Annotated in this window: 35 protein-coding genes; 34 read left to right on the plus strand and 1 reads right to left on the minus strand. The window is 63.7% G+C overall.

Annotated features, from left to right (window positions below; translation table 11 throughout):
* Window positions 1-74 precede the first annotated feature (74 nt).
* From rpoC to HLH29_RS09430, 33 genes are all read left to right on the plus strand, one after another.
* A complete protein-coding gene (gene rpoC, locus HLH29_RS09270; protein WP_182966049.1) occupies window positions 75-4,262 on the plus strand; it encodes a DNA-directed RNA polymerase subunit beta' in 4,188 nt (1,395 codons plus the stop codon).
* A gap of 516 nt (window positions 4,263-4,778) precedes the next feature.
* Entirely contained in the window at window positions 4,779-5,150 is a 372-nt protein-coding gene (gene rpsL / locus HLH29_RS09275) for a 30S ribosomal protein S12 (protein ID WP_003621118.1), read from the plus strand.
* Between the two features lie 15 nt (window positions 5,151-5,165).
* On the plus strand, window positions 5,166-5,642 hold the full coding sequence (rpsG, locus tag HLH29_RS09280) for a 30S ribosomal protein S7 (RefSeq protein WP_182949575.1): 477 nt from the start codon (window positions 5,166-5,168) through the stop codon (window positions 5,640-5,642).
* Window positions 5,643-5,736: 94 nt separating this feature from the next.
* Complete coding sequence (gene tuf, locus HLH29_RS09285; protein WP_182966051.1) at window positions 5,737-6,927, plus strand: elongation factor Tu; 1,191 nt, start codon at window positions 5,737-5,739, stop codon at window positions 6,925-6,927.
* A gap of 107 nt (window positions 6,928-7,034) precedes the next feature.
* A complete protein-coding gene (gene rpsJ / locus HLH29_RS09290; RefSeq protein WP_012227960.1) occupies window positions 7,035-7,343 on the plus strand; it encodes a 30S ribosomal protein S10 in 309 nt (102 codons plus the stop codon).
* A 10-nt stretch (window positions 7,344-7,353) separates the two neighbouring features.
* On the plus strand, window positions 7,354-8,037 hold the full coding sequence (gene rplC, locus HLH29_RS09295; protein WP_114727489.1) for a 50S ribosomal protein L3: 684 nt from the start codon (window positions 7,354-7,356) through the stop codon (window positions 8,035-8,037).
* Between the two features lie 12 nt (window positions 8,038-8,049).
* On the plus strand, window positions 8,050-8,664 hold the full coding sequence (gene rplD / locus HLH29_RS09300) for a 50S ribosomal protein L4 (RefSeq protein ID WP_182966053.1): 615 nt from the start codon (window positions 8,050-8,052) through the stop codon (window positions 8,662-8,664).
* 35 nt (window positions 8,665-8,699) lie between these two features.
* Window positions 8,700-8,996, plus strand: coding sequence for a 50S ribosomal protein L23 (locus HLH29_RS09305; protein WP_174787951.1), 297 nt, complete (start codon window positions 8,700-8,702; stop codon window positions 8,994-8,996).
* Window positions 8,997-9,012: 16 nt separating this feature from the next.
* A complete protein-coding gene (rplB, locus tag HLH29_RS09310) occupies window positions 9,013-9,843 on the plus strand; it encodes a 50S ribosomal protein L2 (protein ID WP_182966055.1) in 831 nt (276 codons plus the stop codon).
* Window positions 9,844-9,855: 12 nt separating this feature from the next.
* Window positions 9,856-10,134: a 30S ribosomal protein S19 gene (rpsS, locus tag HLH29_RS09315; RefSeq protein WP_007399623.1), complete on the plus strand. Its 279-nt coding sequence runs from the start codon at window positions 9,856-9,858 to the stop codon at window positions 10,132-10,134.
* Between the two features lies 1 nt (window position 10,135).
* Window positions 10,136-10,540 carry a 50S ribosomal protein L22 gene (gene rplV / locus HLH29_RS09320; protein ID WP_114727493.1) on the plus strand — a complete coding sequence of 135 codons (405 nt, stop codon included), beginning with the start codon at window positions 10,136-10,138 and terminating at the stop codon, window positions 10,538-10,540.
* Between the two features lie 3 nt (window positions 10,541-10,543).
* Window positions 10,544-11,221 carry a 30S ribosomal protein S3 gene (gene rpsC / locus HLH29_RS09325; protein WP_182966057.1) on the plus strand — a complete coding sequence of 226 codons (678 nt, stop codon included), beginning with the start codon at window positions 10,544-10,546 and terminating at the stop codon, window positions 11,219-11,221.
* 56 nt (window positions 11,222-11,277) lie between these two features.
* Complete coding sequence (gene rplP / locus HLH29_RS09330; RefSeq protein WP_114727495.1) at window positions 11,278-11,694, plus strand: 50S ribosomal protein L16; 417 nt, start codon at window positions 11,278-11,280, stop codon at window positions 11,692-11,694.
* A 3-nt stretch (window positions 11,695-11,697) separates the two neighbouring features.
* Window positions 11,698-11,937, plus strand: coding sequence for a 50S ribosomal protein L29 (gene rpmC / locus HLH29_RS09335; RefSeq protein ID WP_182966059.1), 240 nt, complete (start codon window positions 11,698-11,700; stop codon window positions 11,935-11,937).
* Between the two features lie 13 nt (window positions 11,938-11,950).
* The gene (rpsQ, locus tag HLH29_RS09340) at window positions 11,951-12,229 is read left to right on the plus strand and encodes a 30S ribosomal protein S17 (protein WP_182966061.1); all 279 of its coding nucleotides are present in this window, start codon (window positions 11,951-11,953) and stop codon (window positions 12,227-12,229) included.
* Between the two features lie 14 nt (window positions 12,230-12,243).
* Window positions 12,244-12,612 carry a 50S ribosomal protein L14 gene (rplN, locus tag HLH29_RS09345; RefSeq protein WP_042059420.1) on the plus strand — a complete coding sequence of 123 codons (369 nt, stop codon included), beginning with the start codon at window positions 12,244-12,246 and terminating at the stop codon, window positions 12,610-12,612.
* Window positions 12,612-12,932 carry a 50S ribosomal protein L24 gene (gene rplX, locus HLH29_RS09350; protein ID WP_182966062.1) on the plus strand — a complete coding sequence of 107 codons (321 nt, stop codon included), beginning with the start codon at window positions 12,612-12,614 and terminating at the stop codon, window positions 12,930-12,932. The genes rplN and rplX overlap by 1 nt, the downstream gene beginning before the upstream one ends.
* A gap of 10 nt (window positions 12,933-12,942) precedes the next feature.
* Window positions 12,943-13,512, plus strand: a complete 570-nt coding sequence (gene rplE, locus HLH29_RS09355) for a 50S ribosomal protein L5 (protein ID WP_182966065.1) — start codon at window positions 12,943-12,945, stop codon at window positions 13,510-13,512.
* Between the two features lie 104 nt (window positions 13,513-13,616).
* Window positions 13,617-13,922: a 30S ribosomal protein S14 gene (gene rpsN / locus HLH29_RS09360; protein ID WP_182966067.1), complete on the plus strand. Its 306-nt coding sequence runs from the start codon at window positions 13,617-13,619 to the stop codon at window positions 13,920-13,922.
* Window positions 13,923-13,934: 12 nt separating this feature from the next.
* A complete protein-coding gene (gene rpsH, locus HLH29_RS09365) occupies window positions 13,935-14,333 on the plus strand; it encodes a 30S ribosomal protein S8 (protein WP_182949557.1) in 399 nt (132 codons plus the stop codon).
* A gap of 10 nt (window positions 14,334-14,343) precedes the next feature.
* On the plus strand, window positions 14,344-14,877 hold the full coding sequence (gene rplF, locus HLH29_RS09370; RefSeq protein ID WP_182966069.1) for a 50S ribosomal protein L6: 534 nt from the start codon (window positions 14,344-14,346) through the stop codon (window positions 14,875-14,877).
* On the plus strand, window positions 14,877-15,239 hold the full coding sequence (gene rplR / locus HLH29_RS09375) for a 50S ribosomal protein L18 (protein ID WP_182966071.1): 363 nt from the start codon (window positions 14,877-14,879) through the stop codon (window positions 15,237-15,239). Before rplF ends, rplR begins: the two co-directional genes overlap by 1 nt.
* A 15-nt stretch (window positions 15,240-15,254) precedes the next feature.
* Window positions 15,255-15,833, plus strand: a complete 579-nt coding sequence (gene rpsE / locus HLH29_RS09380) for a 30S ribosomal protein S5 (RefSeq protein ID WP_182949553.1) — start codon at window positions 15,255-15,257, stop codon at window positions 15,831-15,833.
* Window positions 15,826-16,011 (plus strand): 50S ribosomal protein L30, encoded by a 186-nt coding sequence (gene rpmD, locus HLH29_RS09385; RefSeq protein ID WP_114727505.1) that lies wholly within the window; start codon window positions 15,826-15,828, stop codon window positions 16,009-16,011. The genes rpsE and rpmD overlap by 8 nt, the downstream gene beginning before the upstream one ends.
* Window position 16,012: 1 nt before the next feature.
* Window positions 16,013-16,501, plus strand: a complete 489-nt coding sequence (rplO, locus tag HLH29_RS09390; protein ID WP_182966073.1) for a 50S ribosomal protein L15 — start codon at window positions 16,013-16,015, stop codon at window positions 16,499-16,501.
* 346 nt (window positions 16,502-16,847) lie between these two features.
* Complete coding sequence (gene secY, locus HLH29_RS09395; RefSeq protein ID WP_182949550.1) at window positions 16,848-18,194, plus strand: preprotein translocase subunit SecY; 1,347 nt, start codon at window positions 16,848-16,850, stop codon at window positions 18,192-18,194.
* The gene (locus HLH29_RS09400) at window positions 18,191-18,850 is read left to right on the plus strand and encodes an adenylate kinase (RefSeq protein ID WP_182966074.1); all 660 of its coding nucleotides are present in this window, start codon (window positions 18,191-18,193) and stop codon (window positions 18,848-18,850) included. Before secY ends, HLH29_RS09400 begins: the two co-directional genes overlap by 4 nt.
* Window positions 18,851-19,076: 226 nt before the next feature.
* Window positions 19,077-19,454, plus strand: coding sequence for a 30S ribosomal protein S13 (gene rpsM, locus HLH29_RS09405; protein ID WP_114727509.1), 378 nt, complete (start codon window positions 19,077-19,079; stop codon window positions 19,452-19,454).
* 104 nt (window positions 19,455-19,558) lie between these two features.
* Window positions 19,559-19,951 carry a 30S ribosomal protein S11 gene (gene rpsK / locus HLH29_RS09410; protein WP_182966076.1) on the plus strand — a complete coding sequence of 131 codons (393 nt, stop codon included), beginning with the start codon at window positions 19,559-19,561 and terminating at the stop codon, window positions 19,949-19,951.
* 120 nt (window positions 19,952-20,071) lie between these two features.
* Entirely contained in the window at window positions 20,072-21,091 is a 1,020-nt protein-coding gene (locus tag HLH29_RS09415) for a DNA-directed RNA polymerase subunit alpha (protein WP_114727510.1), read from the plus strand.
* 24 nt (window positions 21,092-21,115) lie between these two features.
* Window positions 21,116-21,541: a 50S ribosomal protein L17 gene (gene rplQ, locus HLH29_RS09420; RefSeq protein WP_182966078.1), complete on the plus strand. Its 426-nt coding sequence runs from the start codon at window positions 21,116-21,118 to the stop codon at window positions 21,539-21,541.
* Between the two features lie 218 nt (window positions 21,542-21,759).
* The gene (locus tag HLH29_RS09425) at window positions 21,760-22,842 is read left to right on the plus strand and encodes a catalase family peroxidase (RefSeq protein WP_182966080.1); all 1,083 of its coding nucleotides are present in this window, start codon (window positions 21,760-21,762) and stop codon (window positions 22,840-22,842) included.
* Complete coding sequence (locus tag HLH29_RS09430; RefSeq protein WP_246374060.1) at window positions 22,839-23,405, plus strand: cytochrome b; 567 nt, start codon at window positions 22,839-22,841, stop codon at window positions 23,403-23,405. Before HLH29_RS09425 ends, HLH29_RS09430 begins: the two co-directional genes overlap by 4 nt.
* Here HLH29_RS09430 and HLH29_RS09435 read toward each other — a convergent pair.
* Entirely contained in the window at window positions 23,402-24,676 is a 1,275-nt protein-coding gene (locus tag HLH29_RS09435) for a phospholipase D-like domain-containing protein (protein ID WP_182966082.1), read from the minus strand. The two genes, HLH29_RS09430 and HLH29_RS09435, sit on opposite strands and share 4 nt — an antisense overlap.
* A 280-nt stretch (window positions 24,677-24,956) precedes the next feature.
* Here HLH29_RS09435 and HLH29_RS09440 point away from each other — a divergent pair, with 280 nt between their 5' ends.
* On the plus strand, window positions 24,957-26,312 hold the full coding sequence (locus tag HLH29_RS09440; RefSeq protein WP_182966084.1) for an 8-oxoguanine deaminase: 1,356 nt from the start codon (window positions 24,957-24,959) through the stop codon (window positions 26,310-26,312).
* Window positions 26,313-26,427 lie beyond the last annotated feature (115 nt).

The raw sequence follows: 26,427 nt of genomic DNA on the forward strand, positions 1-26,427 counted from the left end.
TCTGTTCTTTTTTCATGGATGGTTGCGGCCCGGCGGGTCGCAGCCATTCATTTCCCCCAGGGGGTTTGCGGCGCATGAACGAACTCATGAAGATCCTGGGCCAGACTGGCCAGACCACGGTCTTCGATCAGATCAAGATCCAGCTCGCCTCGTCCGAGCAGATCCGGTCCTGGTCGTACGGCGAGATCAAGAAGCCCGAGACCATCAACTACCGGACCTTCAAGCCCGAGCGCGACGGCCTGTTCTGCGCGCGCATCTTCGGGCCGATCAAGGACTACGAGTGCCTGTGCGGCAAGTACAAGCGCATGAAGTTCCGCGGCATCATCTGCGAGAAGTGCGGCGTTGAGGTCACGTTGGCCAAGGTACGCCGCGAGCGGATGGGCCATATCGAGCTGGCCAGCCCGGTCGCGCATATCTGGTTCCTGAAGTCGCTGCCCAGCCGTATCGGCCTGATGGTCGACATGACACTGAAGGATCTGGAAAAGATCCTGTATTTCGAAAGCTACGTGGTGCTGGAGCCCGGCACCTCGCCGCTGAAGCAGTACAGCCTGCTGACTGAAGACCAGTATCTCGACGTCATGGACGAGCATGGCGAGGAAGGAATCGAGGTCGGAATCGGCGCCGAGGCCATCAAGAAGGTCCTGGAGCGAATCGACTGCCGCGCCGACAAGGACCGGCTGCGCCAGGAGCTGAAGGACACGACGTCCGAGGCCAAGCGCAAGAAGCTGGTCAAGCGGCTGAAGCTGATCGAGGCGTTCGCCGACAGCGATTCGCGCCCCGAATGGATGATCATGGACCTGATCCCGGTCATCCCGCCGGAACTGCGTCCGCTGGTCCCGCTGGATGGCGGCCGCTTCGCCACGTCTGACCTGAACGACCTGTACCGCCGCGTCATCAACCGTAACAACCGCCTGAAGCGGTTGATCGAGCTGCGCGCGCCGGACATCATCGTCCGCAACGAAAAGCGCATGCTGCAGGAATCGGTCGATGCGCTGTTCGACAACGGCCGTCGCGGACGTGCGATCACGGGCGCCAACAAGCGGCCGCTGAAGTCGCTGTCCGATATGCTGAAGGGCAAGCAGGGCCGCTTCCGCCAGAACCTGCTGGGCAAGCGCGTCGATTATTCGGGCCGTTCGGTGATCGTGGTCGGGCCGGAACTGAAGCTGCATCAGTGCGGCCTGCCCAAGAAGATGGCGCTGGAGCTGTTCAAGCCGTTCATCTACTCGAAGCTCGAAAAATACGGTCACGCCACCACCATCAAGGCCGCAAAGCGGATGGTGGAGAAGGAGCGTCCCGAGGTGTGGGACATCCTCGAAGAGGTGATCCGCGAGCATCCGGTGATGCTGAACCGCGCGCCGACGCTGCATCGCCTGGGCATCCAGGCGTTCGAGCCGGTGCTGATCGAAGGCAAGGCGATCCAGCTTCATCCGCTGGTCTGCACCGCCTTCAACGCGGATTTCGACGGCGACCAGATGGCCGTGCACGTCCCGCTGAGCCTTGAGGCGCAGCTGGAAGCGCGCGTGCTGATGATGTCGACCAACAACATCCTCAGCCCCGCCAACGGCAAGCCGATCATCGTGCCGTCGCAGGACATCGTGCTGGGGCTGTACTATCTCAGCCTCGAGACGCCCGAATTCCTCGTCACGCCCGACCGCAACGAATATGATGCCGAAGGCCGGATCACGGTGCAGGGCGCGTCGTCCTTCGCCACGGTCGGCGAGGTCGAGTACGCCCTGTCGGCCGGCGCCATCAAGCTGCATGACAAGATCGTGGCGCGTTTCGAGACGGTCGATGCCGACGGCAAGCCGGCGCGCCAGACCGTCATCACCACGCCGGGCCGCATGCTGATCGCGCAGATCCTACCGCGCCATGCCGCGATTCCCTTCTCGCTGATCAACAAGCAGCTGACGAAGAAGAACGTGTCGGACGTGATCGACGCGGTCTATCGCCACTGCGGCCAGAAGGAAGCGGTGATCTTCTGCGACCGGATGATGGGGCTGGGCTTCCGCCACGCGGCGAAGGCCGGCATCTCGTTCGGCAAGGATGACATGATCATCCCGAACGAGAAGAAGGGCCTGGTCGAGCGGACCGCCACCGAGGTGAAGGAGTTCGAGCAGCAGTATCAGGACGGTCTGATCACCGCTGGCGAGCGCTACAACAAGGTGGTCGACGCCTGGTCGCGCTGCACCGACGAGGTGCAGGCCGCAATGATGAAGGAGATCTCGCGCCAGGAGGTCGGCAAGGTCACGAACTCGGTGTGGATGATGAGCCACTCCGGTGCCCGTGGGTCGCCGGCGCAGATGAAGCAGCTGGCCGGTATGCGCGGCCTGATGGCCAAGCCGTCGGGCGAGATCATCGAGCAGCCGATCATCGCCAACTTCAAGGAAGGCCTGTCGGTTCTCGATTATTTCACTTCGACCCACGGCGCCCGCAAGGGCCTGGCGGACACCGCGCTGAAGACCGCGAACTCCGGCTATCTGACGCGTCGTCTGGTCGACGTGGCGCAGGATTGCATCATCGTCGAGGAAGATTGCGCCTCCGAGCGCGGCCTGACGGTGCGCGCCGTGATGGATGGCGGCGAGGTCGTCTCGTCCCTGTCCGAGCGGATCCTGGGCCGCACGGTCGCGGCCGATGTGCTGGACCCGGCCACGGGCGACGTGCTGGTCAAGCGCGACCTGCTGATCGACGAGGCCCTGGCCGAGAAGATCGAGAAGGCGGGCGTGGAAAGCATGCTGATCCGCTCGGTCCTGACCTGCGAGAGCCGGGTCGGCGTCTGCGGCCTGTGTTACGGCCGCGACCTGGCGCGCGGCACGCCGGTCAATATCGGCGAGGCGGTCGGCGTGATCGCCGCCCAGTCTATCGGCGAGCCGGGCACCCAGCTGACCATGCGTACCTTCCATATCGGCGGTGCGGCGCAGCGTGGTGCCGAGCAGTCGATGGTCGAGGCGTCGCGTGACGGGCATGTGACGATCAACAACCGCAACGTCGTCCATAACAGCCAGAACGTGCCGATCGTGATGTCGCGTAACTGCGAGATCGTGCTGACGGACGAGAAGGGGGTCGAGCGTGCCCGCTTCCGCGTGCCTTACGGCGCGCGCCTGCTGGTGGACGAGGGCGCGGCGGTCACGCGCGCCCAGAAGCTGGCCGAATGGGACCCGTACACCCTGCCGATCATCACCGAGCAGTCGGGAACGGTCGAGTATCTGGACCTGATCGACTCCATCACGCTCGTCGAGCGGATGGACGAGGTGACGGGCCTGACCTCGAAGGTGGTCGTCGACTACAAGCAGGCGGCCAAGGGTGTGGATCTGCGTCCGCGCCTGCAGCTGAAGGATGCGAACGGTCACGTCATCAAGCTGTCCAATGGCAACGACGCCCGCTACTTCCTCTCGCCCGATTCGCTGCTGTCGGTCGAGAACGGCGCGCAGGTCAGCGCCGGTGACGTGCTGGCCCGTATCCCGCGCGAAGGCTCGAAGACCCGTGACATCACGGGTGGTCTGCCCCGCGTCGCCGAACTGTTCGAGGCACGGCGTCCGAAGGACCATGCGATCATTTCCGAGACCGACGGTCGCGTCGAGTTCGGCAAGGATTACAAGGCCAAGCGCCGGATCATCGTGAAGAACGACGAGACGGGCGAAGAGACGGACTACCTGATCCCGAAGGGCAAGCATGTCTCGGTCCAGGAAGGTGATTTCGTCCGCGTGGGCGATCCGCTGGTCGACGGTCCGCGCGTGCCGCATGACATTCTGAAGGTTCTGGGTGTCGAGGCGCTGTCGGACTATCTGGTGAACGAGATCCAGGACGTCTATCGACTGCAGGGCGTGAAGATCAACGACAAGCACATCGAGGTGATCGTTCGCCAGATGCTGCAGAAGGTCGAGATCCTCGAGCCCGGCGACACGACCTATCTGGTCGGCGAGACGGTGGACCGGATCGAGTTCGAGACCGAGAACACGAAGCGCCTGAACATGGGCGAGCGCCCGGCCGCGGCCATGCCTGTGCTCCAGGGCATCACCAAGGCCTCGCTGCAGACCCAGTCCTTCATCTCGGCGGCTTCGTTCCAGGAGACGACTCGTGTCCTGACCGAGGCAGCGACGGCCGGCAAGCGCGACACGCTGAATGGCCTGAAGGAAAACGTGATCGTCGGGCGCCTGATCCCGGCGGGCACGGGCAGCGTGATGAACAAGCTGCGGGCGATCGCGGCGGGGCAGGACCGCCAGCGCCTGGCGCAGGGCCGTCCGGTGGTCACCAAGGCCGGCTGAGCGGCGTCTGGCTGGGCGCCTCTCTGGGGGCGTCTGGCGCAGCTGTGAAGATGCGCAGTGATGAAGGGGCCGGGTGGCAACACCCGGCCCCTTTCATATAGGAGCGTGCTCCTGTATCTGATGGCCGACCGGATCGTGCCGAATCGGATGATTGGCACGATCGGGATGCGCGATGATGGCGCGACGGCGGGCCTGCCGTAACTGCATGCCCGCCATCGCCGGCCCGACGAGATAATTCGGCGGGAATCGGCCGCGAATCCCGAGGTAACACTTGACTCAAGGGCAGGGGCTTCGTAGGTTCCGCGCCCTCGGCTAGCCCCGTCTTGTATGACGTCGTTGGCCGTCGAATGCAGCATGCAGGCATGCGGCGCCGTGATCCGAGAGGGTCGCCAAGGCCGGATGTAAATATGATGCCCAGGCGAATGATCCTCATTCGGTGGGATTTTGTTGTGAACGACAGTCGGCAACCTAAGACGCGGTTGGCCGGCCGAAATTTGTAAGGATCGGGAAAGGCGTATGCCGACCATCAACCAGCTGATCGCCAAAGGCCGCGAGCCCGCAGCCAAGCGCAATAAGGTGCCTGCTCTGCAGGGTTGCCCGCAGAAGCGCGGTGTCTGCACCCGCGTCTACACAACCACACCGAAGAAGCCGAACTCGGCTCTGCGTAAGGTTGCGAAGGTGCGTCTGACGAACGGCTATGAGGTCGTCAGCTACATCCCCGGTGAAGGCCACAACCTGCAGGAGCATAGTGTGGTCCTGATCCGTGGTGGCCGCGTCAAGGATCTTCCGGGCGTGCGTTACCACATCCTGCGTGGCGTTCTGGATACCCAGGGTATCGCCAAGCGTCGTCAGCGTCGCTCGCTCTATGGCGCGAAGCGTCCGAAGTAAAAGGAATAACCAGGCATGAGTCGCCGTCATCGCGCCGTGAAGCGCGAGATTCTTCCCGATCCGAAATTTGGTGATGTCGTCATCACGCGCTTCATGAATGCGCTTATGTATGACGGCAAGAAATCCACCGCCGAAGGCATCGTCTATGGTGCGCTTGAGGTGTTGCGTCGCCGTGGTGGCGCAGCTGCCGATCCGGTTGTGATGTTCCACAGCGCGCTGGACAACGTGAAGCCGGCCGTCGAGGTCCGTTCGCGTCGCGTCGGTGGTGCCACCTACCAGGTGCCCGTCGAAGTGCGCACGGAGCGTCGTCAGGCTCTGGCGATCCGCTGGCTGATCGACGCCTCGCGCAAGCGTGGCGAGAACACCATGCAGGAGCGTCTGTCCAACGAGCTTCTGGACGCGGTGAACAATCGCGGGTCCGCCGTGAAGAAGCGTGAAGACACGCATCGCATGGCCGAGGCCAACAAGGCGTTCAGTCATTACCGCTGGTAAGAGGCGCTGCTCCGGTCTAAAGACCGGCACGCTTCCGGTTAGGAACATTTCAACCCGACTCCCGGCCCGAGGGCCGAGGTAACGGAGATAGACGATGGCAAAGGCTAAATTCGAGCGGACGAAGCCGCACTGCAATATCGGCACGATCGGTCATGTCGACCATGGCAAGACGTCGCTGACCGCCGCGATCACCAAGACGCTGGCGAAGACCGGTGGTGCGATCTTCAAGGCGTACGACCAGATCGATGCGGCGCCGGAAGAGCGCGCCCGTGGTATCACGATCTCGACCGCCCATGTCGAGTACGAGACCGCCGCGCGCCACTATGCGCACGTCGACTGCCCCGGCCACGCCGACTACGTGAAGAACATGATCACCGGTGCGGCGCAGATGGACGGCGCCATCCTGGTGGTTTCGGCCGCCGACGGCCCGATGCCGCAGACCCGCGAGCACATCCTGCTGGCGCGCCAGGTCGGCGTTCCGGCACTGGTCGTGTTCCTGAACAAGGTTGACCAGGTCGACGATCCGGAGCTGCTGGAGCTGGTCGAGATGGAAGTGCGCGAGCTTCTGTCGGCCTACCAGTTCCCGGGCGACGATATCCCCATCGTCAAGGGTTCGGCTCTGGTCACCCTGGAAGATGGGGATCCGGAAGTCGGTGAGAACCGGGTGCGCGACCTGATGGACGCCGTTGACGCCTACATCCCGCAGCCGGAGCGTCCGATTGACCGTCCGTTCCTGATGCCGATCGAAGACGTGTTCTCGATCTCGGGCCGCGGCACCGTGGTGACCGGCCGTGTCGAGCGTGGCGTCGTGAACGTCGGCGACGAAATCGAAATCGTCGGTCTGCGTGCGACGCAGAAGACGACGGTGACGGGCGTCGAAATGTTCCGCAAGCTGCTGGATCGCGGCGAGGCCGGTGACAATATCGGTGCGCTGGTCCGTGGCACGAAGCGTGAAGACGTCGAGCGTGGTCAGGTTCTGGCCAAGCCGGGTTCGATCACCCCGCACACGAAGTTCAAGGCCGAGGCGTACATCCTCACGAAGGAAGAGGGTGGCCGTCACACGCCGTTCTTCACCAACTATCGCCCGCAGTTCTATTTCCGCACCACCGACGTGACGGGTGTCGTTCACCTGCCCGAGGGCACGGAAATGGTTATGCCGGGCGACAACGTCGCGATGGATGTCGAGCTGATCGCCCCGATCGCGATGGACGAAGGTCTGCGTTTCGCCATCCGCGAAGGTGGCCGCACCGTCGGCGCCGGCGTGGTGGCCTCGATCACGGCCTGATCGGGTTTGTAACCAGAACTGGAGGCGCCCCGGCCGGAGTAATCCGGCCGGGGTCTCCTTTGGCGGCTCGGGTTCCCCCGAACCATTGAAGTTGGACTGAATAGACGATGGACAACCAGAACATCCGCATTCGCCTGAAGGCGTACGATCATCGGGTGCTCGATAACAGCACCAAAGAGATCGTCAATACGGCGAAGCGTACGGGTGCGCGGGTTCGGGGTCCTATCCCGCTGCCGACGCATATCGAAAAATTCACCGTTAACCGCTCTCCCCATGTGGACAAGAAAAGCCGCGAACAGTTCGAAATTCGGACTCATCGCCGGCTGCTCGACATTGTCGAGCCGACCCCGCAGACCGTGGACGCACTCATGAAGCTCGACCTCGCCGCCGGCGTGGATGTCGAGATTAAACTTTAAGGTCCAGACGATGCGCACCGGATTGATCGCAAAGAAGCTGGGCATGACCCGGCTGTTTAAGGAAGACGGCACCCATGTGCCCGTCACTGTCCTGCATATCGACAATGTGCAGGTGGTGGATGTCCGCACCCAGGAACGCGACGGCTATACCGCCGTGCAGCTCGGGCTCGGCAACGCCAAGGTGAAGAACGTCTCCAAGCCGAACCGCGGCCATTTTGCCCGCGTGAAGGTCGAACCCAAGAAGAAGCTGGTTGAATTCCGCGTTGCGGAAGATGCCGTGCTGGAAGCAGGCGCCACTCTCTCTGCCGCCCATTTCGTGGTGGGGCAGAAGATCGACGTGACGGCCACCAGCAAGGGCAAGGGCTTCGCCGGCGCCATGAAGCGCTGGAATTTCGCGGGTCTCGAAGCTTCGCACGGCGTGTCCATCAGCCATCGTTCGCATGGTTCGACGGGTAACCGCCAAGATCCGGGCAAGACCTTCAAGAACAAGAAGATGGCCGGGCACCTGGGCTCCGAGCGCGTGACCACCCTCAACCTTGAGGTGGCGGCGGTGGATGCCGAGAAGAACCTGCTCCTGGTCCGCGGCTCCGTGCCCGGCGCCAAGAACGAGCTGGTGCTGGTTCGTGATGCGATCAAGAAAGCCCGTCATGCCGAGGCGCCGTATCCGGCGGCCCTGGTTGAGGCTGCGGGCTGAGGATAGAGGGCAATGGATTACGAGATCAAAACCCTCGACAACGGGAGCGCCGGTACGGCCGTGCTTCCGGACGAGATTTTCGGGGTGACGCCGCGGGCGGATATCATGGCGCGTGTGGTGCACTGGCAGCTGGCCAAGCGCCGCGCCGGCACGCACAAGGTCAAGGGGATGGGCGAAGTCTCCGGCACGACCAAGAAGCCGTACCGCCAGAAGGGCACGGGTAGCGCGCGTCAGGGCTCGCTGCGTGCGCCGCAGTACCGCACCGGTGGTGCCGTGCATGGGCCGGTCGTGCGCGATCATGGCTATGACCTGCCTAAGAAGGTGCGTCGTCTGGGCCTGATTTCCGCGCTGTCCCAGAAGGCCGCCGAAGGCAAGCTGGTGGTGCTGGACGCCGCCACGTCGTCGGGCCGCACGGCTGAACTGGCCGCCAAGGTCCAGGCGCTGGGCTGGAAGTCCGCCCTGATCGTCGATGCGACGGTCGAGGAGAATTTCGGTCGCGCCACCCGCAACCTGCCGAAGATCGACGTGCTGCCCACGGTTGGCGCGAACGTCTACGACATCCTCAACCACGACGTGCTCGCGATCACCCGCGCCGGCGTCGAAGGCCTGAAGGAGCGCCTAGCATGACCAACGTGCTCGCAATCCGCAAGAAGGCGGAGCGCATGTCGCGTGAGACGATGTATGACATCGTCCGTGCGCCGCTGATCACCGAGAAGGCGACCGCGCTGTCCGAGAAGAACCAGGTGGTCTTCAAGGTCGCGATCGACGCCACGAAGCCGGAGATCAAGGTCGCGGTCGAGGGGCTGTTCGGCGTGAAGGTCCTGGGCGTGAACACGCTTGTCCAGAAGGGCAAGACGAAGCGCTTCAAGGGTCGCCCGGGCCAGCGTTCCGATGTGAAGAAGGCGTTTGTGCAGCTTGCCGAGGGTCAGTCCATCGACCTGACCGCGAAGCTGGTCTGACGCGGGGTAGCAAGACATGGCACTGAAGCACTTTAATCCGGTCACCCCCAGCCTGCGCAACACGGTCCTGATCGACCGCAAGGAGCTGTGGAAGGGCAAGCCTGTCAAGGCGCTGACCGAAGGCAAGAACAAGTCCGGCGGACGCAACAACCATGGGCGCATCACCTCGCGCTTCATCGGTGGCGGCCACAAGCAGTCCTATCGCTTCGTCGACTTCAAGCGGCGCAAGTTCGATGTGGTCGGTACGGTCGAGCGTCTGGAATACGACCCGAACCGCACCGCCTTCATCGCGCTGGTGAAGTACGAGGACGGCGAGTTGGCCTACATCCTGGCGCCGCAGCGCCTGAAGGTGGGCGATCAGGTCGTTGCCGGCGCGCGAGTCGACATCAAGCCGGGCAACGCGATGCCGCTCTCGGCCATTCCGGTCGGCACGATCGTGCATAATCTTGAGCTGAAGCCTGGCGCCGGCGGCAAGCTGGCCCGTTCGGCCGGGACCTATGCGCAGCTGGTCGGCAAGGATGCCGGCTATGCGCAGATCAAGCTGCAGTCGGGCGAGCTGCGCGTCGTGCGCGGCGAGTGCATGGCGACGGTCGGCGCGGTGTCCAACCCGGACAACATGAACCAGCACATGGGCAAGGCCGGTCGCGGCCGCTGGCTGGGTCGTCGTCCGCATAACCGCGGCGTCGTGATGAACCCGGTCGACCATCCGCATGGTGGTGGCGAAGGCCGCACCTCGGGCGGCCGTCATCCGGTCACGCCGTGGGGCAAGCCGACCAAAGGTTACAAGACCAGGGTTAACAAGCGTACGGACAGTCTGATTATCCGTCGCCGGAAGACCGGTAAGTAAGGGGCAAAGAAGATGGCACGTTCCGTCTGGAAGGGCCCGTTCGTGGACGGGTATCTGCTGAACAAAGCCGATGCGTCGCGCGCGTCGGGCCGTAACGAAGTGATCAAGATCTGGTCGCGTCGCTCGACAATCCTGCCGCAGTTCGTCGGTCTGACGTTCGGCGTCTATAACGGGCACAAGTTTCTGCCCGTGCAGGTGTCGGAAAACATGGTGGGGCATAAGTTCGGCGAGTTCTCGCCGACGCGGACCTTCACGGGGCATTCCTCGGACAAGAAGGCGAAGCGGGGCTGATATGAGCAAGCCGAAGCATCCGCGCACGCTCGCGGAAACCGAGGCGCAGGCCGTCACGCGGAACATCCGCGTGAGCCCGCGCAAGCTGAACCTGGTCGCGGCGCTGATTCGCAACAAGCCGGCGGCGCAGGCCGTGGCGACGCTGACGTTCTCGAAGCGTCGTATCGCGCAGGATGTCAAGAAGACCCTGCAGAGCGCGATCGCAAACGCCGAGAACAATCATCAGCTGGACGTCGACCAGCTGGTGGTCGTGCGCGCCGAGGTTGGCAAGTCGATTGTCATGCGCCGCTTCCATGCGCGTGGCCGTGGTCGTTCTTCGCGGATCGAGAAGTTCTTCAGCCATCTGAAGATCGTCGTGGCCGAGCGTTCGGCCGAGGCTGAGACAACCGAGCAGAAGGCGGCCTGATCCATGGGACATAAAGTCAATCCGATCGGGCTGCGGCTCGGCATCAACCGCACCTGGGACAGCCGCTGGTATGCCGGCGCGGACTATTCGCGCCTGCTGCATGACGATCTGAAGCTGCGTTCGCACCTGCGACGCAAGCTGTCGGGCGCCGGCGTGTCGCGCGTTGTGATCGAGCGTCCGGCGAAGAAGCCACGCGTGACGATCTATGCCGCCCGTCCGGGTGTCGTGATCGGCAAGAAGGGCCAGGATATCGACGTCCTGCGCAAGGATCTGACCCGTATGGCGAAGACCGACGTTGCGCTGAACATCGTCGAGATCCGCAAGCCCGAGATCGACGCGACGCTGGTGGCCGAGAACATTGCCCAGCAGCTGGAGCGCCGCGTGGCCTTCCGCCGCGCCATGAAGCGCGCCGTGCAGTCGGCGATGCGTCTGGGCGCTCAGGGTATCCGGATCAACTGCTCCGGCCGTCTGGGCGGGGCCGAGATCGCGCGTATCGAGTGGTATCGCGAAGGGCGGGTGCCGTTGCACACGCTGCGCGCGGACATCGATTATGGCGTGGCCACGGCGAAGACCACCTATGGCACCTGCGGTGTGAAGGTCTGGATCTTCAAGGGTGAGATCCTCGCCCAGGACCCGCTGGCGCAGGATCGTCGCGCCGCCGAGCAGGCCCCGCAGCGCTAAGACGCGGGACCTAAGGATCTAGAACGGCGCCAGGCGGCGCGTGAGGATTTAGAACAATGCTTTCTCCCAAGCGGACAAAGTACCGCAAGGCCCACAAGGGCCGCATTCATGGGCTGGCGAAGGGCGGAACGACACTGAATTTTGGTGCGTTCGGCCTGAAGGCCCTAGAGCCGGAGCGGGTCACCGCCCGGCAGATCGAGGCCTCCCGCCGGGCTATCACCCGCGCGATGAAGCGCGCCGGTCGCGTCTGGATTCGGATTTTCCCCGATCTTCCGGTCTCGACAAAGCCCGCCGAAGTGCGTATGGGCTCCGGCAAGGGGTCGCCGGAATATTGGGTGGCCCGTGTGAAACCGGGTCGTATCCTGTTCGAGATCGAAGGCGTTTCGCCGGAACTGGCGCGTGAAGCGCTGGCGCTGGGCGCTGCGAAGCTGCCGATCAAGACCAAGTTCGTGACCCGCATCGGAGAGGCGTGAGATATGGCAAAGGCAACGAAGCCGGCCGATCTGCGTGCCAAGACCGCGGAAGAACTGGAGGCGCTTCTCATTGACCTGAAGCGCGAGCAGTTCAACCTGCGGTTCCAGCGCGCGACCGGCCAGAATGAAGGACAGGCGCGTGTTCGTACGGTGCGTCGTGAGATCGCCCGTCTGAAGACGATCGCGTCCGAGGCGTTGAAGAAGAGTGCAGCCGGCGCGGACGCGTCGGCCGCGAAGTCCTGAAGGGAGACGGGCGATGCCGAGGCGCGTCCTGAGCGGACGGGTGACCAGCGACAAGATGGACAAGACGGTGACCGTCCTTGTCGATCGTCGCGTCATCCACCCGCTGTATAAGAAGTTCATCCGCCGCTCGAAGAAGTATGCGGCGCATGATGAGCAGAACGAGTGCAAGGTTGGCGACACGGTGCGCATTGAAGAGTGCAAGCCGATCTCCAAGCGCAAGACCTGGACCGTGATCGTCCGTAACGGTGCCCCGCTGGGCGCCGCCGGCGTCGAGTCCGGCGCGCAGGCGTAAGAAGGGCATAGGTTATGATCCATCCCGAGACCAACCTGGACGTCGCCGATAATTCGGGCGCGCGTCAGGTGCAGTGCATCAAGGTGCTGGGCGGTTCCAAGCGGAAGACTGCCTCGGTCGGCGACGTGATCGTCGTGTCCGTCAAGGAAGCGATCCCGCGCGGCAAGGTCAAGAAGGGCGATGTTCACCAGGCGGTGATCGTGCGCACTTCCTACCCGGTACGTCGTCCCGATGGCAGTGCCATCCGCTTTGACCGGAACGCGGCCGTCCTGATCAACAAGCAGCAGGAGCCGATCGGCACCCGCATCTTTGGACCGGTTGTCCGTGAGCTGCGTGCGCGCAAGTTCATGAAGATCATCTCGCTGGCGCCGGAGGTGCTGTAATGGCCGCGCGTATCAGGAAGGGCGACCAGGTCGTCGTCACCACCGGCTCCTCCAAGGGCGTCCGGGGCGAGGTGCTTTCGGTCCTGCCCGGTGACAACAAGGCCGTGGTGCGCGGCGCGGCTGTGGCCAAGCGTCACACGCGTCCGAACCGCATGGGTGAGCAGGGAGGCATCATCGAGAAGGAGATGCCGATCCACCTGTCGAACCTGAAGCTGGTCGATCCCAAGAGCGGCAAGCCGACGCGCGTCGGTTTCCGTGTTCTGGAAGATGGCCGCAAGGTCCGCGTCGCCAAGGCGACCGGCGAAGTCATCGAAGGCTGAGGAGGCGCGGATGTCTGAAGTACAAGCCACTCGCTCGGTGCCGCGTCTGCAGAAGCGTTATCAGGACGAACTGCGTGCGAAGCTGCGCGAAGAGTTCGGCTACAAGAACGTGATGCAGGTTCCGCATCTCGAGAAGATCGTCATCAACATGGGTGTTGGCGAGGCCGCGGGCGACCAGAAGAAGCTGGACGCCGCCGTTGCTGAGCTGACGCTGATCGCCGGGCAGAAGCCGGTCAAGACGGTCGCCAAGAAGGCGATCGCCGGCTTCAAGATCCGCGCCGGTCTGCCGATCGGCTGCAAGGTCACCCTGCGCCGTGCCCAGATGTACGAGTTCCTCGACCGTCTCGTGACCATCACGCTGCCGCGCGTCCGTGATTTCCGCGGCCTGCCCGGCAACAAGGGGTTCGACGGCCATGGCAATTTCGCCATGGGCATGAAGGAACAGATCGTGTTCCCGGAAATCGAGTACGACAAGGTCGACGATATCCGTGGCATGGACATCATCTTCGTCACCAGTGCGAAGACGGATGCGGAAGCGAAGGCTCTTCTGAAGGCGTTTGATCTGCCCTTCGCTGCTTAATTGCAGCGATTGGGGCTTCCGCCCAGAGGTCAGAAGACCTATTAGACACGTTGTTTGGAAAACCGTCGGGATGGCCCGACAGGTTCCGGAGGGTAGAACAAGGCATGGCCAAGATCTCCGCCGTTAACCGGAATGCCAAGCGTCAGCGCATGGCAAGCCGGGACAAGGCTAAGCGGATTGCGCTCAAGAACATTGTCATGGACCGGACACTTCCGGTCGAGGACAGGTTTGAGGCAACTATGAAACTCGCAGAGCTTCCCCGCAATGGTTCGCGCGTCCGCGTGCGTCTGCGGTGCAAGCTGACCGGGCGTTCGCGCGCCAATTACAGGAAGTTCGAACTCTGCCGTATCGCCCTGCGCGATCTGGCTTCCAGTGGCCAGATCCCTGGCATGGTCAAGTCGAGCTGGTAAGGGCAGGGAACGATGTCACTTTCTGATCCGTTGGGTGATATGCTCACCCGGATCCGCAACGCGCAGCGCGCGCGTCATGCGGCCTGTGTCGCGCCGGCTTCCAAGCTGCGCGCCAATGTTCTCGAGGCCCTGCGCCGCGAGGGCTACATTCGTGGCTACGCCCAGGAAGAGGTGCGCAAGGGCATTGCCCAGCTGCGCATCGAGCTGAAATACCTGGATGGCGAGCCGGTCATCAAGGAGATCCACCGCGTGTCCAAGCCGGGCCGCCGGGTCTACTCGAAGATCAAGGAACTGCCGCGGGTCTATGCCGGCCTCGGCGTGTCGATCCTGTCGACGCCGCGTGGCGTCCTGTCCGATGCGGAAGCCCGCGCTGCCAATGTTGGCGGCGAGGTCCTCTGCCGCGTGTTCTGAGGAGGGATACATGTCGCGTGTAGGCAAATATCCCGTCGATGTTCCGTCGGGCGTCCAGGTTTCGATCGTCGATGGCGTGTTCGTGGCCAAGGGCAAGCTGGGCGAGCTGAAGCTGCCCCTGTCGCATCATGTCGAAACCGAGATCGCCGACAACAAGGTCGCGGTTCGTCCGGTCGGCACCCAGGCACAGGCCCGGATGATGTGGGGCACGACGCGCTCGCTGGTGGCCAGCATGGTCAAGGGCGTGTCCGAAGGCTTCTCCAAGACCCTGGAAGTGACCGGCACCGGCTATCGCGCAGCCGTGCAGGGCAGCAACCTGGTCATGAACCTCGGCTATTCGCATGACATCGTCTATGCGATTCCGCCGGGCATCAAGATCTCGACGCCGCGTCCGACCGCCATCGTGGTCGAGGGCATGGACAAGCAGCGGGTCGGTCAGGTTGCGCTGGATATCCGCAGCTTCCGCAAGCCCGAGCCGTACAAGGGCAAGGGTGTCCGCTACGACACCGAGACCATCCGTCGCAAGGAAGGCAAGAAGAAGTAATGAGCACGCAGCAGGATCTGCGGGAGCGTCGGCGTCAGCGTCTGCGCTTCCAGCTTCGCCGCAAGGGCGGCGGGCGTCCGCGCCTGTCGGTGTTCCGGTCAGGCAAGAACATCTACGCCCAGGTCATCGACGATGCCGCCGGGCGTACCCTTGCCGCCGCTTCGAGCCTGGACAAGGCGCTGCGCGAGCAGCTGAAGACCGGTGCCGACGCCGATGCGGCGGTCGCGGTTGGCAAGCTGGTTGCCGAGCGTGCGGTCGCGGCCGGCGTGACGCTGGTGGTCTTCGACCGCGGTTCGTATCTGTATCATGGGCGTATCAAGGCCCTGGCGGAGGCTGCCCGCGAGGGTGGTCTCGCCTTCTGAGGAAAGGGGCACGCAATGGCACGTGAACCGAGAGAAGGCGGCCGGGGTGGCCGCGAGCGTGACCGCGAAGGCGACGATCTCGTCGACAAGCTGGTCACGATCAACCGTGTGGCGAAGGTCGTCAAGGGCGGCCGTCGCTTCGCCTTTGCCGCGCTGGTCGTGGTTGGTGACCAGAAGGGTCGTGTCGGCTACGGCGCCGGCAAGGCCCGCGAGGTCCCCGAGGCGATCCGCAAGGCGACCGAGCGCGCCAAGCGCGCGATGATCCGCGTCCCGATGAAGGAGGGCCGTACCCTCCATCATGACGTGGCCGGTCATTTCGGTGCCGGCAAGGTGGTGCTGCGGTCGGCTGACGCCGGCACGGGTATCATCGCCGGTGGTCCGATGCGCGCCGTGTTCGAGAGCCTGGGCATCAACGACGTGGTGGCCAAGTCGCTCGGAACCCGGAACCCGCATAACATGGTCAAGGCGACCTTCGATGCGCTGGAGCGTTGCGCCAGCCCGCGTTCGGTTGCCAACCGTCGGGGCAAGAAGGTTTCCGACATCCTAGGTCGCCGTGAGGTGGCCGGGGCCGCGGAGGTGAGCGCCGATGTCTGAAGGCAAGACCGTCCGCGTCACGCAGGTGGCGTCGGGCAACGGCCGCAAGCCGGGCCAGCAGGCGACGCTGGTCGGGCTGGGCCTGAACAAGATCGGCCGCACGCGGGAACTGGAGGACACACCTTCGGTTCGCGGCATGATCACCAAGGTGGCCCACCTCGTGAAGGTGGAGGATTGAGATGAACCTCAACGAACTGCGCGATAACGCGGGCTCGCGTTATCGCAAGAAGCGTCTGGGTCGCGGCATCGGGTCCGGCAAGGGCAAGACGTCGGGTAAGGGCGTGAAGGGCCAGAAGGCGCGTGAGGGCGTGTCCCTCAACGGCTTCGAGGGTGGTCAGCTGCCGCTGTATCGCCGTCTGCCGAAGCGTGGCTTCAAGAACATCTTCCGTAAGGTCTTCGCTCCGGTGAATCTGGGTTCGCTGGATCAGGCGATCGAAGCCGGCAAGATCGATGCCGGCGCGACCGTGACCGAGGATGTGCTGCGCGCGGTCGGTCTGGTCGGCTCCGGCAAGTTTGCCGGTGTCCGCCTGCTGGCGAAGGGCGAACTCACCCGCGCGGTGACCATCGAGGTCTCCGGCGCTTCCGCCACCGCGATCGCGGCGGTCGAGAAGGCCGGTGGGACCGTTCGGGTCGCCGGTGCGCAGGACGAGGCCGCGGCCTCGGCTTGACGACGGTTCCGGGATGGCGTGCCCGCCATTCCATCCCGGACCGGCCCCATCCTTGGGACTTGACCGGAAGTGCGTGCCGGGAGCGACCCGCCGTGCATTTCCCATGCTTCGCGAAGGGCGGCTTTCCAGGCCGCTTCGCCCCGATGCCCGGAAATATCATGACGGACGTGTCGCTTTGCGGCGTTCCCGTTTTCCAGCCCACATTTCCAGTCAGGTCTTACGGATGTGCTCCGCCGGCGTTGTCTCTTGCGCTGACGCAAGGCGACGCCTTACACTCTTTGCAGATGTGTCATGACAGCGTCCCGTTTCGTGCGGTGACGCTGTTGTTGTTGAAAGGGACGGGCGCATGGCCTCCGCGGCCGAGCAGCTGGCTGCCAATCTGAATTTCAGCTCTTTCGCCAACGCGACGGAGCTGAAGAAACGAATCTGGTTCACCCTGGGGGCGCTGATCGTCTACCGTCTGGGGACTTATATTCCGGTTCCCGGCGTCGACGCGACGGTCATGGGCCAGCTTCTGGCGCAGCACCAGGGCGGCATTCTGGGAATGTTCGACATGTTCACCGGCGGTGCGCTCGGTCGTATGACCGTCTTCGCCCTGAACATCATGCCGTATATCAGCGCCTCGATCATCGTGCAGCTGATGTCCTCGGCGATTCCCTCGCTTGAAAACCTGAAGAAGGAAGGCGAGCAGGGGCGGCGCAAGCTGAACGAATATACCCGCTACCTGACCGTGCTGATCGCGCTGTTTCAGGCCTATGGCATCGCCGTGGGGCTTGAGAACATGCACAGCGCCGCCGGTTCGGCGGTGATCGCGCCGGGCATGTTCTTCATCGTCTCCTGCGTGGTGACGCTGCTGGGCGGCACGATGTTCCTGATGTGGCTGGGTGAGCAGATCACTTCGCGCGGGGTGGGCAACGGCATTTCGCTGATCATCTTCGCCGGTATCGTCGCCAACCTGCCGCATGCGTTGGCCAGCCTGTTCCAGCTTGGCTACACGGGCGCGCTGTCGCCGTTCTTCGTGCTGGTTTTCCTGGTGCTGGCGGCGGTGACCATCGCCTTCATCGTCTTCATGGAGCAGGCGCAGCGCCGGGTGGTGATCCAGTATCCCAAGCGGCAGGTCGGCCAGCGCATCTACGGCGGCGACTCGACACATATGCCGCTGAAAGTGAATACCGCCGGCGTAATTCCGCCGATCTTCGCGTCTTCGGTGCTGCTGATTCCCGTGACGATCGCGGGCTTCATGAACAGTGCGTCGATGCCTGGGTGGCTTTCGTTCCTCGGGCAGGAGCTGGGGCAGGGGCAGCCGCTCTACATGCTGTTCTATGCGGCCATGATCGTCTTCTTTTCGTATTTCTATGCGGCTGTGACGTTCAATCCGCAGGAGACGGCCGATAATCTGCGCAAGCAGGGCGGCTTCATTCCGGGCATCCGGCCGGGTGCGAACACGGCGGCCTATTTCGATCGGATCCTGACGCGGCTGACGACCATCGGCGCTGCCTATCTGGTGGCGGTGTGTCTGCTGCCGCAGGTCCTGATCAGTCACTATAACGTGCCGTTCTATTTCGGCGGGACCAGCTTGATCATCATCGTGTCGGTGACCATCGACACCGTGACGCAGATCCAGTCCCACCTGGTGGCTCACCAGTACCAGGGGCTGATGCGGCGGGCGCGTGGGAAAGGCAGAGGGCGGTGAACGTCATATTTCTTGGCCCCCCGGGGGCCGGCAAGGGAACCCAGTCCAAGCGGCTGGAGGCACGCTACGGGATCGCCCAGATCTCGACCGGAGACATGCTGCGGGCCGAGGTCGCGGCAGGGACTCCGATCGGGAAGGAGGCGAAGGCGCTGATGGACTCGGGACAGCTTGTTCCCGATGACGTGATCATCGCGATGCTCGAATCGCGGATCGCGCAGCCCGATTGTGCCAAGGGATTCATCTTGGATGGATTCCCCCGGACGGCGGGGCAGGCGGCGGCTCTGGATTCGATGCTCAAGCGGCGCGGGGCGCGAATCGACGTCGTGCTGTTTCTCGGGGTCGACGAAAACGCGCTGGCGGACCGGATCGCGGGCCGCTTTACCTGCGGGACCTGCGGGGCCGGATATAACGACCTGTTCAAGAAGCCGAAGGTCGAAGGCATCTGCGACGTCTGCGGTGGGCATTATTTCGTCCGCCGTGAGGATGACCGGCGCGAGACCGTGGCGGCCCGGCTGGCGGCCTATCGGGAGCAGACAGCGCCTATCCTGCCGTATTATGAAGCCGAGGGCCGCCTGTATCCAGTGGACGGCATGGCCGACATCGACACGGTGACGGAGCAGGTCTTCAAAATCATGGATGGCATCACAAAGAAGTGATCGTTATTCATTGACTCTCAAGGGCGCGCGGGTATATTGCGCGCCCTCAAGGTATCGGCTCCCGTGTCCTGCTGGCACGAAGGGCAGAGATCACGAATCCGATTGATGATGGGGTTGACCGGCGGTGCCGGCACGTTCACGACGCTCCGGCTAGCCGGTGGTGTGGAAAAGCCCCGGCGACGATCTTAAGGGCCCGAGTGACGCGGGCGGACGAGGAGTAAGTGGCGTGGCGCGTATTGCCGGCGTGAACATCCCAACCAACAAGCGGGTGACGATTGGCCTGCGTTATATTTATGGCATTGGCCCGACCAAGGCCGAGCAGATCTGCCAGCAGCTCGAGATTCCGGCCGAGCGCCGGGTGAACGAGCTGTCGGACGACGAGATCCTGAAGATCCGTGAGCTGATCGACAGCGAATATCGGGTTGAAGGCGATCTGCGTCGCGAAGTGGCGATGAACATCAAGCGTCTGATGGACCTGGGCTGCTACCGTGGCCTGCGTCACCGTCGCGGTCTTCCGGTTCGTGGCCAGCGGACGCACACCAACGCCCGTACCCGCAAGGGTAAGGCGGTGGCGATCGCCGGTAAGAAGAAGGCTACCCGCTAAGCGGCTCCAGCCGCATTCGCGGCCAGTGCGGGGTGCCCCGGTTACGATTTTCCAGGGGCATCCGGCGCGGCTCGCGTTGATGAACAGACAGGACCAGGAAGACTATGGCGAAGGCTGCTGCTCCGCGTATTCGGAAGAAAGAGCGGAAGAACATTATCTCGGGGGTGGCGCATGTGCTCTCCACCTTCAACAACACGATGATCACGATCTCCGATGCCCAGGGCAACGCGATCGCGTGGTCTTCCGCTGGTGCCCAGGGCTTCAAGGGCTCGCGCAAATCCACTCCGTACGCCGCGCAGGTTGCGGCCGAGGATGCGGGTCGCAAGGCGCGCGAGCACGGTATGGAGACGCTGGAGATCGAAGTGTCGGGTCCGGGTTCGGGGCGTGAGAGCGCACTGCGCGCGCTGCAGGCGGTCGGTTTCGCGATCACCTCGATCCGCGACATGACGCCGGTGCCGCATAACGGCTGCCGTCCGCGCAAGCGCCGTCGCGTCTGAACGTCAGGCTCGGATTCGTTTTCCGCCGGCCCTTGCGCCGGCGGGGTTGAGTGTCATCCGGCACCCGTTCGCACGGGTGCCATCTGCCTTGGTGCAGATCAGTTTTGAAAGGCCATCACCTTGGTCCTCCAGAAAAACTGGCAATCTCTGATCAAGCCGGAGAAGCTGGAAGTCGAGCCGGGCGGGCAGCCGTTGCGCACAGCGACTGTGGTGGCGGAACCGCTCGAGCGTGGCTTCGGCATGACGCTCGGCAATGCCATCCGGCGCGTGCTGCTGTCCTCCCTGCAGGGGGCGGCGGTGACGGCGATCCAGATCGACGGCGTGCTGCATGAGTTCTCGTCGGTGGCCGGCGTCCGTGAGGACGTGACGGACATCGTGCTGAACATCAAGCAGCTCGCGCTGCGGATGCATGGCGAGGGCCCGAAGCGCATGGTGCTGACGGCCACCGGGCCGGGCGAAGTGCGCGCGGGCCAGATCCAGACCGGCCACGATATCGAGGTGATGAACCCCGATCTCGTGATCTGCACCCTCGACGAGGGCGTGAAATTCGGGATGGAATTTACCGTCAATCTCGGCAAGGGCTATGTTCCCGCAGCGGCCAACCGCCCCGAGGACGCGCCGATCGGCCTGATTCCGGTGGATGCCATCTACTCGCCCGTTCAGCGCGTGTCCTACAAGGTCGAGCCGACCCGCGTGGGCCAGGTGACCGACTATGACCGGCTTCTGCTGACGGTCGAGACGAATGGCGCGGTGACGCCCGAGGATGCGGTGGCCCTGGCTGCTCGGATCCTGCAGGACCAGCTGCAGCTGTTCATCAATTTCGACGAGCCGCGCCCGGTCCGGACCGAAGAGCCGCAGGACGATCTGCCGTTCAATCGGAACCTGCTGCGCAAGGTCGACGAACTGGAACTGTCGGTCCGCAGTGCCAACTGTCTGAAGAACGACAATATCGTCTATATTGGCGATCTGGTGCAGAAGACCGAGCAGGAGATGCTGCGGACGCCGAATTTCGGCCGCAAGTCCCTGAACGAGATCAAGGAAGTCCTGACCTCGATGGGGCTGTCCCTTGGTATGAACGTCCCGGCCTGGCCGCCGGAAAATATTGAAGACCTGGCCAAGAGGCTCGACGAGCCCTTCTGACCGGAAAGACAGGAAGACTTTATCATGCGTCACGGTGTTGCCGGCCGGAAGCTCGGCGTTACCTCCACCCATCGCGCCGCCATGTTCCGCAACATGGCTGTCGCGCTGATCAAGCACGAGCAGATCACTACGACTCTGCCCAAGGCGAAGGAACTTCGCCCGGTGGTCGAGAAGCTGATCACGCTCGGCAAGCGCGGCGATCTGCACGCCCGCCGTCAGGCTTATGCGCAGCTCCGTGACGACGTGATCGTCTCCAAGCTGTTCGCGGCCGTGGCGGATCGCTACAAGGCCCGCAATGGCGGCTATATTCGCGTTCTCCGCGCGGGTATCCGTCATGGCGACGCTGCAGACATGGCGGTGATCGAACTGGTGGACCGCGATGTGTCCGCCAAGGGCCAGGATAGCGGCCCGCGTCCGGAAGTCGTTTCGGACGAGGGGCTGGCGGCGTAAGTTCAGCGCCCCGGCTTGATGAAAAAACCCGGCCTCTCGGCCGGGTTTTTTTTATGTCTGAACGGATCGGACAGGCGGACAGTTCCTTGCCCGGCGTGAGGGGGTGCTTTACGCCGGGCCTCAATCCAGGCGGCAGGACAGCGCGAAAATAAATTGTCTCCACTGGAATAATGATCATGCGGCGGCGTTTGCCCTCAGATTGCAGGGAAGCACGCATCATGATGGCAACGATACGCGAGACGCTGGCGGAGAAAGGGGGATGGCTCCGGCTGGCGGCGGTATGCGCGGCGCCTACCCTGCTTGCGCTGGCGTTCGCTCTGGCGGCCGGATGGCTGGTGCCTGGCCGCCTGACCCCCGGGACGTTCATGCGAATATTCGGGCTGGTCGATGGGCCGCATCCGGGCTTTCGGCGCAACCATGCCAAGGGCGTCTGCGTGAAAGGCTGGTTCGAGGGCAGCAGGGAGGCGGCATCGCTTTCCCGTGCTGTGCTGTTCAGAAGCCGTTCGCCGGTCGTCGGCCGGTTCGCGCTGGCCGGCGGGATGCCCTTTCAGGATGACGAACCAGAGAAGGTCCGCAGCCTCGCGTTGAGGATCATGCCGGCGCATGGCGGCGAATGGCGTATGGGGATCAACGATATCCCTGTCTTTCCAGTCCGTAATGCGGCCGAGTTCAATGATTTCCTGCTGGCATCGCGCCCCGATCCGCAGACACATGGGCCCGATCCGTCACGCATGGCAGCCTTTCTGGCACGGCATCCGGAAACGCAGCAGGCGCTGGCGTTGCTGAAGACACGCGCCCCGACCTCGGGTTTCGCGGACGATACCTATAACAGCCTCGACAGTTTCACGTTCATCAATGGGGAGGGCACGACCACCCCCGTGCGGTGGGCAATGGTTCCCGAGCAGGCGGCGCGCCCGCCCGCCGGGCCCGGGGTGGGGCGCGATTATCTGTTTCATGATCTGATCGAAGCATTGGCGCGTGGGCCGTTGCGCTGGCACCTGGTCGTGACCGTCGGCGGGGCCGGGGATGTCACGGCCGATCCGACCGTGGCCTGGCCGGCCGGCCGTCGGCAGGTCGATGCAGGAACCCTGACACTGGTTCGGGCGGAGAGCGAGGATGGCGGCCCCTGCAGGGGCATTACGTACGACCCGCTGATCCTGCCCGAGGGAATCGCACCTTCCGACGATCCCATCCCCGCCGCGCGATCGGCGGTCTATGCCCGCTCTTTTGCCTTGCGGTCAGGAGAGCCGGAAATTGCGAGCGCAATCAGCGGGGCCGATATCCGGCTGGGAGAACCATGATGCATCCGGTCGAGCATTTTTCCCTTTTCGCCCGTATCCTGCACTGGCTGATGGCCGCGATGATTCTGGCGATGCTGTTCATCGGCATCATCATGGTGACGACCGTGGAGCCGGCCTATCACCGGCTGGTCGATCTGCATCGCCCGCTGGGGATCAGCATCCTGCTGCTGGCAGTGGTCCGGCTGGTCAATCGCTGGCTGATCCGGGTCCCGCCCTTGCCGAACACGCTGCCACCGGCCCTGAGCCTGGCGGCGCGGCTGTCGCATATCGTGCTCTATGTCCTGATGATCGCGCTGCCGCTGGTGGGATGGGGCATGTTGTCGGCTGGGGCCTATCCGGTGGTGATGTGGTCGGGCTTTGTCTTGCCGCCCATCCTGGCGCACGACCCGGCCCTGTTCGCGGTATTGCGCCGTCTGCATACATGGCTGGCGCTCATCCTGTTCGGCGTCGTCCTGGTCCATCTCGCAGCGGCACTGATGCATGGGTTGCTGCTGCGCGACGATGTTCTGCCGAGCATGACAGGTGGCAGGGGGAACAGGACGGCGGACGACTCCGCCTCTTAGCCCGGCTTGATGGGCATATAATGTGCGCCGGGCGCGATCGCGGTGACGTAGGGGCCCGTCCAGTCGCGCGTGAAGATCCGGTTCAGGGTCGCGGCCGGGTTATGGCCGTGGACGAAGATCGAGGCATCGACGGTGGTGTTGAAATAGCTCCATTCCCAATTGCCGGTGCCGATATAGACAGCATCGTCGTCGGCAACGGCATATTTGCAATGCTCGACGCGGGCGAACGGGATGAAGCCTGTGCTGGCCTGTGGAATGGTGCTGAATTTCACCTCGATGTTCGGCATCGCGGCCAGGCTCTTCAGATAGGATTGCATCGGCTCGTTCAGCGCCCAGTTCGACACGATGATCTGCACCGACACCCCACGGGCTGCCGCATCGCGCAAGGCCGTGTCCAGCTCGGGCCAGTATCCTTTCGGTCCGTAATGTTTCAGGGCGCTCAGCGTCAGCACCTGAAGCCGGAAGACGTGCCGGGCTGCGTGGATCATCGTGATCAGTGACGGTTCTTCCGCCGTCAGTGTAACCGGCATCATCATCGGCGGACTGAAGGCGGGGAAGGCGATCACGCTTTCGCCGCCCGGATCGCGCAGCGTAACGGGGGCAAACTGGGTCGCGACCGGCCGGTCGGCTGGCGGCTGCATGCGCGTCTCGGGCAGGGTGCGGCCGCTCCCCAGCGCCCACAGCGTGTCGAATGCCGTCTCGAAGCTTCCGGCAATGGCGGTATCGTCGATCGCGGCCCCGATCTCATGGATTTCCTCCAGCGCCCGCCAATCCCAGTTCTGGCTGCCGACGAAGACCTGCCGCCCGTCGATGACCATGAACTTGGCATGCAGCACGCCGCCCGTCAGACGATGCGTGGGCAGGGTCTCGATCTGGATGTTGGGGATGGGCTTCAGCCGCTCCAGAACCGGTGAGGTTTCCTTCAGGAAGCTGTCATCCACGATCAGACGGATGTGGATGCCGGCATTGGCGCGCTCGATCAGCGCCTGAAGGACCGCCGACATCGCGCGGCCGGGACGATCGGCGATATAGAACTGCCCCACATCGATCGTTCGGCTGGCATGGCGGATCATGTCCAGCCATACTGGCTGGGTACGCGGGACACCCGGTTCGCCATAGATGGTTTCTTCCGGCACGCTCTCGACGATCTGGAAGGTCGGGGCAGCGCTTTCGGCCTGCGCGGCGTGGGAGGGAAGAGAGAAAGATCCGAGAAGAGCGAGAAGAAGGCCGGTCTTGTGCCGAAACCTGAGGGTCGGAAATCTGTCGGCCATATCCTGCTCCACATTATGTCCCGGGCAGCGGTGCCGCGCTACTTCCTCAGAGGCCGGCATTTTGACCATGCGATCGCGCGCACGACAAGACAGGCCGTGGACTGGATGTGTGAAAGCGTGCTGAAATGTCTGGCCATTGCGGCCGCCCGCTGGTAAAAACCTCTGATTCTCGCCCGTTCAGTACCGAACTTGATGACGATCCGGACTTCGCACCTCCGGGACAGGGCTTCATCGCGACAGGGTGGTCACCGCCCTGACATTCGGTACCGGGGGAACCGTCATGACGGTCGATCTGCTGATCAGGAATGCTTATCTTTACATTGATCGCGACTGGGAAGTCGCGAATGGCTGGCTGGCCGTCAAGGACGGCCGCGTCCATGCCGTCGGCGATGGGGCCGAGGATGCGCCGGCGGCAAAGTCTGTGATCTCGGCTCACGGGCGGCTGGTCACGCCCGGACTGGTCAATGCGCATCATCATATGTACCAGAACCTCACCCGGGCCTATGCGCCGGTGACGAACGGCACGCTGTTCGAATGGCTCAAGGGCCTGTATCCGCTTTGGGCCGATCTGGACGCGGAATCGGTCTATCTGTCGACCTCCGTCGCTATGGTCGAACTGCTGATGGGTGGCTGTACGACCTCGATGGACCATATGTATGTCCATCCCCGGCCATTCCTGATCGACGCGCAGTTTCGCGCGGCGCGGGATATCGGGTTCCGTTTCCATGCCACACGCGGGTCGATGACGCGTTCGGTCGAGGATGGCGGCCTGCCGCCCGCGTCGGTGGTGCAGGACGAGGACACGATCCTGGCCGACAGCGAACGGCTGGTGGCGGCCTTCCATGACCCCACACCGGGCGCGATGGGGCGGGTGGCGCTGGCGCCCTGTTCGCTGTTCAGCGTGTCGGAACGGATCATGGTGGAATCCGCGCGCCTGGCGGACAAGCACGATCTGCGCCTGCATACCCATCTGGCGGAAGATCCCGACGAGGACAGTTATTGCGCCGAAATCTATGGCTGCACGCCGACGGAATATTTCGAGCATGTCGGCTGGGCCAGTCCGCGTTCGTGGGTTGCGCATTATATCTACCCGACGGGTGACGAGGTCGACCGGCTGGCCCATGCCGGGGTCTGCACGGCGCAATGTCCATGCTCCAACATGATGATCGGCGGCGGCACGGCCGATGCGATGGACATGCGGCGGCGTGGCATGCGCGTCGGGCTGGGCTGCGACGGTTCGGCGTCGACCGACCATGCGTCGATGTGGCTGGAAACCCGCATGGCAATGCTGCTGGGACGATTCCGGCATGGTCCGCATGCCATGTCGGCGCGTGACGCGCTGGACATGGCGACGCGCGGCGGCGCCGCCTGTCTGGGCTGGGAGGATGAGATCGGGCATTTGCGGCCCGGCGCCTGCGCCGACCTGGTCGTCTGGTCGATGTCCGAGGTTGCGGCCGCCGGCGCGCTGAGCGATCCGGTCGAGGCGTGGCTGCGCTGCGCGCCCGCCGTGGCGGGCACCACCATCGTCAATGGCAAGGTGCTGGTATCGGACGGGGTGCCGCTATTGGCCAATCTTGGCGACATCCTGCGCGATCATGCGCGGGAGGCACGGCGCATCCAGCGGTTGGACGGATGAAGAGAAGCAAAGAGACTTTATTCGTTCAGGGCCATCGTATGTCCCCGGCATAAGCCTCCTGAATGGATCAGAGGTTTTGGGGTGCTTTTTTCAAAAAAGAACGAGACCCTTGTTC

The sequence above is a fragment of the Gluconacetobacter tumulicola genome, assembly GCF_014174215.1.
Taxonomy (GTDB): Bacteria; Pseudomonadota; Alphaproteobacteria; order Acetobacterales; family Acetobacteraceae; genus Gluconacetobacter; species Gluconacetobacter tumulicola.